This window comes from Brevibacillus sp. JNUCC-41 (assembly GCF_014844095.1).
GTDB lineage: Bacteria > Bacillota > Bacilli > Bacillales > DSM-1321 > Peribacillus > Peribacillus aracenensis.
Genome location: NZ_CP062163.1, coordinates 2,430,637 through 2,443,401, shown reverse-complemented (window position 1 = coordinate 2,443,401; position 12,765 = coordinate 2,430,637). Strand labels below are relative to the sequence as shown.

Sequence of the window (12,765 nt, the reverse complement as noted above, 5' to 3'; positions counted from 1 at the left end):
GAACCTACTTTGTACTTTATTTATGTTCCCTCTGACACCATAAATAAAACACATAATTAATGGTTTTCCCTTTTGTTTATGAGTAATATTCCGAGATATTTCCGCCATCCCTTCGGCGTCGCTGTCCACCTTTTTAATATCGAAAAAAAGGTAATGGCAGCCTTTTGATCAATGTTTAGGATACTGGCCAACTACATGTATCGCATTGATGATTCTTTTATTGATCCATTTCCTGTTTTCTTCTGTATTCAAATTTCCAAATATCCTTTTCCGCCCTTCTTCCGTGGTTACATAATAATTAGGCAGGTTATTCAATGATAATGTGATGATGTCATTCTTACATTTCCTGCACGAACAAAATGTTTGGTATTCCATACCAGACATTAATACATGCACCCATGTCACAACGATTTCTTCCATCACATTCTTATATTCTCTTTCCATATATTCTCCTTCAAAAAGAAAAACCCGTCCATTCCTGACAGGTTTTCACTCATTTATCGCTGTCCGTGGAACAATTAGAATTTCAACCCTCCGGTTTTTCGCCCTTCCTTTTTTCGTTTCATTAGAAGCAACCGGCTTGAATTCCCCATGTCCTTTAGCACTGAACATTTCGGGATCCAACTTTTTATTTTCTAGAAGAAGTTTCATAAAATTCACGGATCGCATTACGCTCAAATCCCAGTTAGATTCATATTGGTAATTTTTAATCGGAATATTATCGGTATGCCCGCTTACGATAATGTTTCTGGGTAAGTCCATGACCAATAAATCTGAGATTTCCTTAGCGATTTTTCGGTTTTCACGTCTCACCTCAGCCACCCCCGATTCGAACAGCACGTTTTCCCTAATTGAAATCAACATTCCTTCATCAGTAAGGTTCGTTCCCAATTTATCCGTTAAATCATTCTTTTTTATGTAGGCATTCACACGCTCCTGAACCTCCATAAGTTCTTCTTGTTCGTTTTTCCCAAGCTTCTCAAGTTCTTCTGCACCTGTTCTCTGCTCTGGTGACGTCGGCTCATTGCTGGGGGAATCACTTGGGAAATCCATAAAACCCGTTCCGCTTGTAAAAACCTGATTAAATACATTGGACAATTGCTGGAACCTTATTGCATCAACCGAACTTGAAGCGAACAAGACGATAAAGAGCGCGAGAAGCAACGTTAAGATATCGGCGTAGGGAACCAGCCATGATTCATCGATATGCTCCTCATGCCTTTGTTTCTTTTTGCGCCTAGCCATCTTCTCTCACATCGCCTTCCAACCACTTCTTACGATCTCCAGCAGGCAAATAGGATGTTAATTTCTGTTCAATCGTTCTTGGCGCTTCCCCTTCGATGATCGATAAAATACCTTCGATCATCATTTCTTTGATTCGGACTTCCTGCTGCGATTTCCGTTTGAGCTTATTGGCAAATGGATGCCATAACACATACCCCGTGTAAATCCCCATCAAGGTTGCGACGAAAGCGGCTGATATGGCATGTCCCAATGCCTCCGTGTCAGCCATATTCCCCAATGCAGCAATCAGCCCTATTACTGCTCCCAATACGCCAAGAGTCGGTGCGTATGTACCGGCTTGACTGAAAATCGCTGCCGCGCTTAAATGACGTTCTTCCATCGCGTCTATTTCCTCCGCTAAAATATCACGAATATAATCGGCACTCTGACCTTCGACTGCAAGATTCAAGCCATTTTTCAAAAAGGCATTATCCACTTGATCCGAAATGCTTTCCAATGCCAATAAGCCTTCTTTCCTGGCAATGACCGCCCATTCCGAAAAGGTTTTTATTAAATCTTCAGGCTTTGTCAATTTTTGTTCAAAGAATAAAATCTTGAATATTTTTGGTAGTCTTTTTAATTCCGACAAAGGGAAAGCCGTTACGACAGCAGCTACCGTCCCTACAATAATGATCAAAATAGCTGCCGGGTTAATCAACGCCGTTACACTAACGCCTTTCAACACCATTCCGACCAAGATGGCCACAATACCGAGAACTACGCCCAAAACTGATGTTATATCCATAATACTCACCCATTCATTTAAAGTCTCATCTCCTCCTTATATCGGATGAAGTTCAAAAAAAGTGAGGATTATTTTATTATTCGAATTCAATTTTCAATATATCATCACAAAAGCTACCAGCTTTGGCGCCTACATGAGCTTATTCAACAGCACATTTCAATGGTTCGGGTACAATATTCTTTCGAGAATGGAAATTTCAAGCATGTTCCGTTCGTACTTTTCTCATAACGTCTGGAATATGCGCTTTTACTTGTGAGTTTCAGCGGTTTACTCGTGAATTTTCTGCTTTTACTCGTGAGTTTCAGCGGTTTACTCGTGAATTTTCTGCTTTTACTCGTGAGTTTCAGCGGTTTACTTGTGAATTTTCTGCTTTTACTCGTGAGTTTCAGCGGTTTACTCGTGAATTTTCTGCTTTTACTCGTGAGTTTCAGCGGTTTACTCGTGAATTCTCTACTTTTACTCGTGATTTCCGCATAACGCCTGGCATTTATTCTTTTCACACTTCAGTATTTCAGAAAAGAAACAGGGACAAAGCCTGTCAGCTTTGTCCCTGTTCTTGTTTTCCCTTGCTTCTTCCAACCAGCCATTTTATGACGGGGGACAGAAAAAATAAAATGAATAGGATCCTGAATAAATGAAAGCTAGTGACAACTGATAAATCCACATGCACAGACATGGCTGTGACGGCCATTTCGGCGACGCCGCCTGGCGCCATGCTCAAAAATAATTCATTCGGCTGCAAAGATAAGATCGGAGCAAACTGAATGGAAAGATAATAGCAAAATCCAATCAATAGGACATTACTGACGAATACAGCCCCGAACATCTTTCTGAAAAGTCGGGGATTATCAACCTTAAGTGTATAGCCTAAATGTGCACCGATCAACAATTGCGACAAATTCAACCAAAAGTCAGGAATCTGCGGGGCACCTGGGCCTGCTAAATTGAAAAGTGCTGCAGCCATGAGAGGTCCTAGCAAAAAAGGCAGCGGAAAATTCGCCTTCTTTGTGATGAGGATGAATAATAGCAAGGTTAACAACATCATGATGGCTAATTTCCCATCATATTCAAATAAGAAAAACGGCCGCTCCGATACGGCCATTACCGCACCTGATTCAACTGACATTACATGAGTCACAATCCAAGGAACAATGGATATCACCAGGATGACCCGCAGTGTTTGCATGAAACCCACTACCGTTTCATCACTATCCTTCATTTCCTCACTTAAGACCACCATCTGCGAAAGACCTCCCGGAAAACTTCCAAGCATGGATGTGCCCAAGGATAAGTTCATCCGTTTTCCTACAAACCAGCCAGTCAACACTGTAAATGAAATGATCGCAATTGTTGTAAAAAGCATAACAGGCAGATATTCAATCATCTCATTCAACGATTGTTTCGTGAATGAACTGCCCAGTTGTAAACCTAGAATGACCAATCCAGTACTTCTAAAAGTTTTAGACCAAAACAAGTACTTCCTTAACTTAACTTTCGCGATCATCACGACGAATAATGGTCCAAGCATCCATGGCAGGTATATTCCAAGGCTATCAAACGCATAACCACCTAGGAAGGCTAGAAAAGCTGTAAAGATGACTCTAAAACTCTTACTCTCGATTAAATTTGCACTCACAAAATTACCTTCTTTATCTAAGCGGATTTTCATCTATATCTTAACATAAAATAAGCTGATTCAAAGCTGCCACCCATGCTTGTTTTCGACTGAAGCGAGGTGCGCTATGTGAAATATATTAAGAACGGTACATATGAAGGGTCACTATTTACAATAGCAGAATGTTGGCGCCATCAGCCTTTACGATATCAGTGGATTGGTTACAATTGGACATTTGCCGTTATCCGCTTGCTTGCCATCGCCAGTGCATTTTTATATTTAAATCATTTTTCGCTCTCTGAAAAGAAACGGCATGGCAATTCCACCATTTACTAGATTTCCCACCCCCACAAACTCGCAATAAAAGGTAGAATGAGTATATAGGGGGTCAAACTCTTATGGAGGGGTGACTAAATGTTATCAAATACAGAAATAGGCATTGACTTAGGGACTGCAAATACGCTAGTTTACAGTAAAAATAAAGGAATCGTATTTAATGAGCCATCTGTGGTGGCCATTGATATAGAGACTAATAAAGTATTGGCAGTCGGTGTGGATGCAAAAAACATGATCGGGAAAACACCCGGAAATATCGTGGCAATCCGTCCGCTTAAGGATGGTGTCATTGCGGATTTTAATGTAACCGCGCAAATGCTTCGGGAAATCATGAAAAAAGCAAGTAAGGCCCTAGGTTTATCGATTCGCAAACCTAGTGTAGTGGTCTGTACACCATCAGGTTCCACATCAGTTGAGAGAAGGGCCATTCAGGATGCAGTCAAAAGCTGCGGAGCGAAACAGGTCCACCTGATCGAGGAACCAGTAGCAGCTGCAATAGGTGCGGGCCTGCCTGTCGAAGAGCCTGTTGCCAATGTCATCGTTGATATCGGCGGCGGAACGACTGAGGTCGCGATCATCTCTTATGGCGGCGTCGTTTCTTGCAATTCAATCAGAATTGGCGGAGATCAATTGGATGAAGATATCAGCCAATATGTTAGAAAAAAACATAATGTGCTGATTGGGGAAAGAACAGCCGAGGAAATAAAAAAAGAAATCGGCTACGCACTCGTTAAACATTCCGCGATCAGCATGGAAGTCAGGGGCCGCGATCTTGTAACGGGTCTTCCAAAGCCGATTACAATATCATCCACTGACGTCCAGGAAGCCATTCAGGAATCGCTTCTTCATATACTGGAAGCAATTAGGGCCACTTTGGAAGATTGTCCTCCTGAATTGAGCGGGGATATCGTCGATCAAGGTGTCATCTTATCCGGCGGGGGTGCACTTCTCAACGGGATACAAGAATGGCTGACGAATGAAATTGTCGTCCCAGTCCAACTTGCAGATAACCCGCTTGAATCAGTTGCCATCGGAACCGGGCTTTCACTTGAGGTCATTCACAAACTACAAAAAGCCGTGTACTAAAAAGATGAGGAAACCCCAACTTGGGGTTTCTTTTTTTTATCATTCCAGACTGATATCCTCGATGATGCAAACAGTAATCTCCACATTAAATAACTTCCCTGAAATAATTCACCTCGTTTGAGCAGAGAATAAAGAAAAGGTTTTTTTACGTTCGATAGCATGCATTACTGTTTGGATAGAAATCACCTCAGGACTAAATGTATGCAATGTTACATAACTTGTGTTATAATGTAATTATGTTACATTAGCAAGAGGAGAAGATTTATGGAATATGTAGAAGCCTTTAAGGATATCAACCAAATCAGCAAAATAAAAACATACCTACGCGCTCACTCCAGTCGGGATTATTTATTGTTTGTACTCGGCATCAATACAGGTATGAAGATAAATGAAATGCTTGAAATCACCGTGGCCAGCGTTCTGGATGAAACGGGAAAAATCAAGGAGTTCTATGAACAACGGACGGAAAATGACGAAGTCAATCAAATTTATTTGAATCTGAAAGTCCGTACCGCGTTACAAGAATACCTTAAAGGCTCTAAGGTTATCGAAGGTCAATTTTTATTTCTTTCCCCTAAGACAAAAAAGCCGATAACACGTCAACAGGCGCACCGAATCATCCATGATGCAGTGGAAGGTGCAGGGCTGACAGGCAAATTCGGAGCAAGTTCGATGCGTAAAACTTTTGGCTACCATGCCTATAAACAAGGAGTTTCACTGGCCTTGATACAGAAGCATTACCATCATTCCAGTCCATCGGAGACATTAAAGTACATCGGCATATCCAAGGAGAAGAAATTCAAAACGAATATTGACGTTAACTTATAAACATCCTGCTATCTTCTTTTAACTCTAACCAACATTTTAAGGAGGAATTCCAGTGAGAATTAGAGAAAGTGAACTTCCTGGTATTGGCCAAAAATTCGAAATCATAACGAGAAATGATGAAAAGTTAGTAATCGTCATTCACGATGACGGCCGTCGGGAATTATACCATTTTGATAATGAACATGAGGACGTCATATCGAGCATCACCCTTAACGATCAGGAATCCCGGCAAATGGCTTCCATCATAGGCGGTATGGTTTATAAACCACAAGCACTTGAAACAATTGAAATGTCATTGGGTGACTTGGTGATTGAATGGTTCAAAGTCGAACCAGGTTCAAAGGCCATCAATCAAACGATCGGTTCGATTGATATCAGGAGTAATTATAACGTGACCGTCATCGCCCATTCTAAAAAAGGAAAAAAACAATTGAGTAATCCTGGTCCTGACTCCATCATTGAAACAGGCGACACTCTTGTGATATCCGGTGAAAGAAAAGATATCCGTAACTTGACAAGAGAATTATTGACTGACGAAAGGAGTGACTAAGCTCATATGGACCATTTAGTCTTTGAAGTGGGAACTGCCCTACTTCTAGTGGCATTAGCCGCTCTCGTAGCAGGTAAATTCAAAATATCAAATGTTCCACTATTAATTATCATCGGGATGCTTGTTGGCCCCCATGCCCCGCACTTCGGATTAATTGACCTGCGTTTCATTGAAAGTGATGAAATCATTGCCTTCCTTGGCCGTGTCGGTATTTTATTCCTTCTGTTTTACCTAGGGCTTGAATTTTCCGTAAAAAAACTCATGAAGTCCGGGAAGAATATCGTGACAGGCGGAACCTATTACATTTTAATCAACGTGGGAATGGCCTTGCTGTACGGTTTCCTGCTCGGACTCCCATTAAAAGAGGTGCTGATACTAACAGGGATTATCAGCTTTTCATCAAGTGCCATTGTGGCAAAGGTACTTGTGGACCTTAAAAGGACCGGTAACAATGAAACGGAGCTAATCCTTGGTATTATCATGTTTGAAGATATCTTCCTCGCTGTTTATTTATCAGTCGTATCCGGATTGGTATTAAGCTCTTCTGGTTCCGTTTGGGGAACATTACTTTCTACATTTATCGCGATCGGGTATATGCTGATATTCTTCGTTATTGCCCGGAAGGCTTCTGGGGTATTGAATAAATTATTCAATATAACCTCAGATGAGATATTTATCATTGTCGTGTTCGCGTTACTATTCTTCATTGCAGGTTTCTCGGAGACGATTCATGTTGCAGAAGCCATTGGTGCATTATTGCTCGGCCTAGTCTTTTCGGAAACGGAACATAGCGACAGGATTGAAAAACTTGTCATTCCCTTTAGAGACTTCTTCGGGGCCATATTCTTCTTCAGCTTTGGCTTGAGTATCGATCCGACGACCCTTGGGGGAGCAGTCTGGATGGTTCTTGGAGCAGTCATCATCACCATAATCGGTAACTTTGCAGCTGGTATGATTGCCGGACGCAAATCCGGTTTATCTCACAGAGCTTCCGCAAACATCGGTTTAACAATCGTTTCACGCGGCGAATTCTCCATCATTTTAGCCAACTTAGGCATTGCAGGCGGTTTAATGCCTATACTCACCCCGTTTGCTGCATTATATGTGTTGACCTTAGCGATTCTTGGACCTATCCTGACCAAGGAATCCAAACACATCTATAATATCCTAAATAAAGTCTTCAAATGGACCCCTCCGAAGGTTCAAAAGGAACAGGGAAAAGAAGTGCAATAGAGAAAAAAGGCCAGACATTGATGTCTGGCCTTTTTTCTGTTTACCTTCCATAACTTGCTATCATAATTATTATACTTGTTATAAAGAAGGCATAAAATCACCTAGTAGTAGTGTTTAACTATATTATTCATAGGCTTGAAGTATCAACAGCACCTATTTACAGTTAGTTAACTGTAAAATCCCCCAAAAAAGAGTGTCATAAAAATAGGCTAAAGTCGATCATCCTTGGATTGCCATTTCTTCAGCTCCATCATTCTGATTTTGCACTTTACTGGTGCATTTAAAATAGATTTTCCTCTCCCCAAATTTGTTTTTGGTTATTATGAGGTTATGTCATTATCACAAGCTTCTACAAGTGCGCCGATTAGAACTTTCAATTTCTTTTGTTTTGAGGATTAACTTACATGACCAGAGGGAAAAGAAGAGATAACCTAAGTAACTATTCAGGAGTGATGCCCAGATGAATAAGTCGATAAAATTTTCAAAGAAGCTGATTAAAGAAATAAAGGAAGATCGTATTACAGGGCTGGCGGCAGAACAAGCTTATTACTATTTACTGGCACTATTCCCTTTGCTCATTTTACTTCTGTCCATATTACCTTATCTGAACATCGATATTCAGACAGCCCTTGACACGTTAAAAACCTTCATGCCTGCGGAAACGATGGAAGTCGTCGAGAAAAATATCATCAACATATTATCTGAACGGAACGGCGGCTTACTGACTTTTGGTTTCCTTGGGACCATTTGGTCAGCTTCCAACGGAATGAATGCGTTCATCCATTCCATGAATATCGCCTATGATGTAGAAGAAACAAGGAATTTCATCAAAGCCCGCATCATTTCCATTGTATTGACATTAGGCCTGGTTGTAGCATTCATCGTCATGTTGGGTCTCCCCGTCTTCGGAAAAGTCATCATCGATTTATTACAGCAGGTCATTCCGATCCCTGAGGAAACGCAAATATTATTCAGCTTATTACGGTGGGTCATTGCGGTTGTGGTCATCTCACTTGTCCTGGCCTTTTTATATCGCTTTGCACCGAATAAAAGTTTTCCCATTAAACATGTCATCCCAGGGGCAGTGACCGCAACTGTACTTTGGCTGGGAATATCACTTGGATTTTCATTCTATGTCAGTAACTTTTCCAACTACTCTTCCACTTACGGCAGTTTGGGAGGCGTGATCATCTTGATGCTATGGCTGTATTTGAGTGGTCTGATTTTTGTAATCGGCGGTGAAATCAATGCAATTCTACATCGCCAAAATTCCATTCCGAAAAAACAGTCCCGCACGATCGTGCATCCTGTCCCGCTTAAAAGGTAAATCATGAATGACAATGGAAGATTGAAAAGCGGCTGTCCCATTCGGACAGCCGCTTTCTTATTCAACCTTTATTGACGAACTCTTCATACCTTTCATCATGGGCCAGCCATGCAGCGTGTTTCCGCTTCATGTATTTTTCCGCTTCCGCAAAAGTATCGAATGTTTTTTTCTGTTGTTTTCCGTTGATTTCAACAATCCATTCCTCTTCTTCATCTTCATAGATGAATATGTCCTGTTTGTCCCTCGTTGAATATAGGCAACCCTCTGGGGACTCCTTTACATTCAATTGATTCTTATGTGCGTCTCGTTTAAGGGGCTCGGCATGAAAGGTCTTTTCAACATATTGGCTATATGCCTTTTCGGACATGGTGCAACCGGCGGCTTTTTGGTGACCGCCCCCATCGTACTTGCCGGCAACCTCAGAAACATCTATATCATCGTGGATTGTCCGGAAGCTGATTCTCTTACTTCCTACCATCAGAATGGCTATATAATCCAGATGCGAGAACTCTTTCGACAGTTCATTACCCAATTCCGAGTGGTATGACTCTGCATGGACCACACCAGCTGTATGGGGACCGACCGTAGCCTGATAGACTTCTCTTTTTTTCCTGTTTATGTACCGATCTACTCGACTCTCTTCAACATTAAGAAGGGTTTGCTCCACTTCGTCAAAAGTAAAGCTTTCAGCCGTGGACAGCTTATTTGCGATTTTCATTTCGAATTCCTCTATCGGAATCATGAAAAACAGGTCATTCAATCGTTTTGCCGTCGTATTTTTATTGACTTCCCATTCCCAAGTATCGTATTGACGAACCAATTCAACGAATTCAGCGACAATGCTTGAAGGTTCCAGCAATTTATTTTCAACTGCATACTGATAGAATAGAGATGTCGCTGCCGTCTGTTTACCATCTTCCTGTTCGACAGTTACAGATGCCCAATCATGTTCGTTCAAATGCAGTGCTGACTTATGATGATCAATCAGCAGTGCCTTTCCTCCATCTTCCACAAACTGAGTAATCATTTTTTCGTTATCTTCATCAACCGATAGATCAGTAACAATCAATTTATCTTCAATCTTAGCCTGCTCAAGAAATGCTCCTACATTCTGGTTAAGGCGCCCAATTGAATTATAACTGACCACTACATCTTCTCCGAATGCCAGCTTAGCTACAATGCCGCAGCCGACTCCATCTAAATCATTATGTGTAAAGAGATGGTACACACAAACCCCTCCTAATAACTAATAAAATTACTTTTCCCTAAAGTCATGAATTTCAATTGCAATCTTTACAATTGTAGCATAATCATATCCGCATATTTTATCATGCTTCCATTACGTGATGCTTTTGTTCGTTTTTTTTTTTTGAAATTCCCTAATTGTTCTTTATTTTCCATGATTCATACTCAAAAACACATTACTCTGAAATAAAGGTATTTCCAACTGGACAACTAAAAAAAGCCACAGGAATGTTATTCCCTGTGGCTTCCTTATGTGAAATCATTGTTCGATTAATTTTCCAAGGTTGGCCATTTCAATGGCACTAACCGCAGCTTCATATCCTTTGTTACCTGATTTTGTTCCTGCACGTTCAATGGCTTGTTCAATATTCTCAGTTGTCAGCAAACCGAAGATAACCGGTACACCTGTTTCCAATGAAACGGAAGCCATGCCTTTAGCTGCTTCGTTGCAGACATAATCATAATGTGAAGTGGCACCCCTGATTACCGTTCCAAGACCGATTACAGCATCATATTTACCTGTATTCACAAGTTTCTTAGCAATTAACGGTAGTTCAAATGCACCCGGGACCCACGCGATGTCAACATCATTCTCATCAACGCCATGACGCTTAAGGCCATCCAATGCCCCTCCTAAAAGCTTGCTTGTGATAAACTCATTAAATCTTCCTACCACGATTCCGACTTTCAATCCTGATCCGATTAATTGTGCTTCAATAGTTTTCCCCATGTCTAATTCCTCCTAATTTTAAAAAACAATATCATTTCTTTCACGTTAAGATTTAATTTCTAATAATCATTCAAGCTTTAGGGATGTTCAGTTCAAGTTCCTGTTTCCCAATTGAATCATTTTGTTCAAGATACCGAATCAAATCGGCTATCGTAATGAATTTCAGGTTAAATTTATCAGCGATGACTTCTAAATCGGATACGCGGGCCATTGACCCATCTTCATTCATGATTTCACAAATGACACCAGCTGGAGCGGCACCGCATAACTTTGCCAAGTCCACCGATGCCTCCGTATGTCCTGCCCTACTTAATACGCCGCCTTCTTTAGCGACTATCGGAAAAGTGTGACCAGGCCTTTGGAAATCTTCAGCGACAGAATCTTCATTTAGAAGTTCAAGGATGGTCAAGGACCGTTCAAAAGCACTGATTCCTGTAGAGGTGCTTTTATGATCGACACTTACCGTAAAAGCAGTGCCATGATGGTCGGTATTTTCACCTACCATAGGATGCAGTTTCAATTTCGCTGCCAGTTCTTCAGTGATGGTGGTACAAATCAAACCACGTCCATGGGTCGCCATGAAATTAATCGCTTCCGGTGTCGCCTTTTCGGCCAACACTACAAAATCCCCTTCATTTTCACGGTCTTCATCATCGGATACGATTACTACCTTGCCAGCCTTCAAATCTTCTATTGCCTCTTCTATTGTATGGAACATCATTACACCGCCCTTTTATTAGAATCCATGCTCTGCCAAAAACTCTAAATTCAGTCCTGGTTTCGGATTGCCATTTTTCATTTGATGTATTATATATTTCCCTATCATGTCGTTTTCGATGTTAACGATATCGCCAGCCGCTTTTTGTCCCAATATGGTGTCCTGATGAGTCAATGGAATCAGTGATACAGTCAAAAGGTTCCTTTCGATCCCAAATATCGTCAAGCTTGTTCCATCAATGGCCACGGAACCTTTTGGAATGCAGAAGGTACTAAGCCCTTCATCCAATTGGATTACATAATATACGGCATTTTCTTTCCGTTCTTTTTTTATGATCGTTCCGGTTCCGTCGATATGACCTGAAACAAAATGACCGCCAAACCTCCCCTGTGCACTCATTGCTCGTTCGAGATTAACAGGTGATCCCAATTTCAATGTCCGGATCGTGGAAGCTTTGACCGTTTCCGGCATCACGTCGACCGTAAACAAACTTTTCGTGAAGGATGTTACCGTTAAGCAGACCCCGTTGACTGAAATGCTATCCCCCAGTTGCACATCTTCAAGGATTTTTTCAGAACGAATCGATAACTCCATACTGCTTTTTCCTTTTTTTAAGGAATGCACGGTACCGATATCCTCAATGATTCCCGTAAACATGTTTTTCCCCCTTTTATAAAATATAAAAAACCCCATAGGATGACCTAAGGAGTTAGCAGGAGAAATGAGTGAAAAAAATTGTATACCTAAAAAGCCTAATATTTTCATTTTCGAAAAATTAGGCATACGTATACACTTGGGTTCCACACGTCCTTCTCCCATCCAGACTGTACTGTCGGCTTTGGAATCTCACCAAATCCTGCCTTTATCAGGCTCGCGGGCTTAGAATTTCTTCATCACCGCCGGTTGGGATTTTCACCCGACCCCGAAGGACTAAAATAATATGAATCTTTGAATATTTTATCACCATAAAGTGAAGAAGTAAAATTTCTAACCTTAAATGGTTCCATTGTTACAGGAACTTCCTCTTTTTATGGAAAAATGTCTCCAAGTACCCCCGATGTGCTCCGA

At 41.2% G+C, this 12,765-nt stretch carries 14 protein-coding genes, 1 pseudogene and 1 riboswitch; of the genes and pseudogenes, 7 read left to right on the top strand and 8 right to left on the bottom strand.

All coding sequences use genetic code 11. From position 1 onward, the window contains the following. Positions 1 to 168: 168 nt before the first annotated feature. Genes JNUCC41_RS11970 through motA form a run of 3 tightly spaced genes read right to left on the bottom strand, consistent with a single transcriptional unit; the run spans position 169 to position 2,029 of the window. The gene (locus JNUCC41_RS11970) at positions 169 to 444 is read right to left on the bottom strand and encodes a late competence development ComFB family protein (RefSeq protein WP_228467608.1); all 276 of its coding nucleotides are present in this window, start codon (positions 442 to 444) and stop codon (positions 169 to 171) included. Between the two features lie 45 nt (positions 445 to 489). Next, positions 490 to 1,245, bottom strand: coding sequence for a flagellar motor protein MotB (gene motB / locus JNUCC41_RS11965; protein WP_192207761.1), 756 nt, complete (start codon positions 1,243 to 1,245; stop codon positions 490 to 492). Continuing rightward, positions 1,238 to 2,029 carry a flagellar motor stator protein MotA gene (motA, locus tag JNUCC41_RS11960; RefSeq protein ID WP_192207760.1) on the bottom strand — a complete coding sequence of 264 codons (792 nt, stop codon included), beginning with the start codon at positions 2,027 to 2,029 and terminating at the stop codon, positions 1,238 to 1,240. Before motA ends, motB begins: the two co-directional genes overlap by 8 nt. A 273-nt stretch (positions 2,030 to 2,302) precedes the next feature. On the opposite strand from motA, the gene JNUCC41_RS11955 reads away from it, so the two are divergent. Continuing rightward, complete coding sequence (locus tag JNUCC41_RS11955; RefSeq protein WP_192207759.1) at positions 2,303 to 2,506, top strand: hypothetical protein; 204 nt, start codon at positions 2,303 to 2,305, stop codon at positions 2,504 to 2,506. Between the two features lie 61 nt (positions 2,507 to 2,567). On the opposite strand, the gene JNUCC41_RS11950 is transcribed toward JNUCC41_RS11955, so the two are convergent. Further along, positions 2,568 to 3,665 carry an AbrB family transcriptional regulator gene (locus tag JNUCC41_RS11950; RefSeq protein WP_192207758.1) on the bottom strand — a complete coding sequence of 366 codons (1,098 nt, stop codon included), beginning with the start codon at positions 3,663 to 3,665 and terminating at the stop codon, positions 2,568 to 2,570. Positions 3,666 to 3,773: 108 nt separating this feature from the next. Here JNUCC41_RS11950 and JNUCC41_RS11945 point away from each other — a divergent pair, with 108 nt between their 5' ends. The 6 genes from JNUCC41_RS11945 to JNUCC41_RS11920 all read left to right on the top strand — a co-directional run bounded on the left by JNUCC41_RS11945 (position 3,774) and on the right by JNUCC41_RS11920 (position 9,004). After that, positions 3,774 to 3,980, top strand: a complete 207-nt coding sequence (locus JNUCC41_RS11945) for a hypothetical protein (RefSeq protein WP_192207757.1) — start codon at positions 3,774 to 3,776, stop codon at positions 3,978 to 3,980. 78 nt (positions 3,981 to 4,058) lie between these two features. Next, complete coding sequence (mreBH, locus tag JNUCC41_RS11940) at positions 4,059 to 5,066, top strand: rod-share determining protein MreBH (RefSeq protein ID WP_192207756.1); 1,008 nt, start codon at positions 4,059 to 4,061, stop codon at positions 5,064 to 5,066. 264 nt (positions 5,067 to 5,330) lie between these two features. Then, positions 5,331 to 5,894, top strand: coding sequence for a tyrosine-type recombinase/integrase (locus tag JNUCC41_RS11935; RefSeq protein WP_063234693.1), 564 nt, complete (start codon positions 5,331 to 5,333; stop codon positions 5,892 to 5,894). A gap of 52 nt (positions 5,895 to 5,946) precedes the next feature. Beyond that, positions 5,947 to 6,444: a cation:proton antiporter regulatory subunit gene (locus JNUCC41_RS11930; protein WP_098370481.1), complete on the top strand. Its 498-nt coding sequence runs from the start codon at positions 5,947 to 5,949 to the stop codon at positions 6,442 to 6,444. 6 nt (positions 6,445 to 6,450) lie between these two features. Then, a complete protein-coding gene (locus JNUCC41_RS11925) occupies positions 6,451 to 7,677 on the top strand; it encodes a cation:proton antiporter (protein ID WP_098370480.1) in 1,227 nt (408 codons plus the stop codon). A 460-nt stretch (positions 7,678 to 8,137) separates the two neighbouring features. Then, positions 8,138 to 9,004 carry a YihY/virulence factor BrkB family protein gene (locus JNUCC41_RS11920; RefSeq protein WP_192207755.1) on the top strand — a complete coding sequence of 289 codons (867 nt, stop codon included), beginning with the start codon at positions 8,138 to 8,140 and terminating at the stop codon, positions 9,002 to 9,004. Positions 9,005 to 9,065: 61 nt separating this feature from the next. On the opposite strand, the gene JNUCC41_RS11915 is transcribed toward JNUCC41_RS11920, so the two are convergent. The 4 genes and pseudogenes from JNUCC41_RS11915 to ribE form a co-directional block, all read right to left on the bottom strand. Beyond that, entirely contained in the window at positions 9,066 to 10,232 is a 1,167-nt protein-coding gene (locus tag JNUCC41_RS11915) for a DHH family phosphoesterase (protein ID WP_192207754.1), read from the bottom strand. Between the two features lie 276 nt (positions 10,233 to 10,508). After that, positions 10,509 to 10,979, bottom strand: coding sequence for a 6,7-dimethyl-8-ribityllumazine synthase (gene ribH / locus JNUCC41_RS11910; RefSeq protein WP_048685088.1), 471 nt, complete (start codon positions 10,977 to 10,979; stop codon positions 10,509 to 10,511). A gap of 79 nt (positions 10,980 to 11,058) precedes the next feature. Further along, a pseudogene (gene ribB, locus JNUCC41_RS11905) lies at positions 11,059 to 11,697 on the bottom strand (3,4-dihydroxy-2-butanone-4-phosphate synthase); the annotation flags it as partial. An 18-nt stretch (positions 11,698 to 11,715) separates the two neighbouring features. Beyond that, positions 11,716 to 12,354, bottom strand: coding sequence for a riboflavin synthase (gene ribE, locus JNUCC41_RS11900; protein WP_192207752.1), 639 nt, complete (start codon positions 12,352 to 12,354; stop codon positions 11,716 to 11,718). Between the two features lie 146 nt (positions 12,355 to 12,500). After that, a riboswitch (FMN riboswitch) is annotated at positions 12,501 to 12,631 on the bottom strand. Positions 12,632 to 12,765 lie beyond the last annotated feature (134 nt).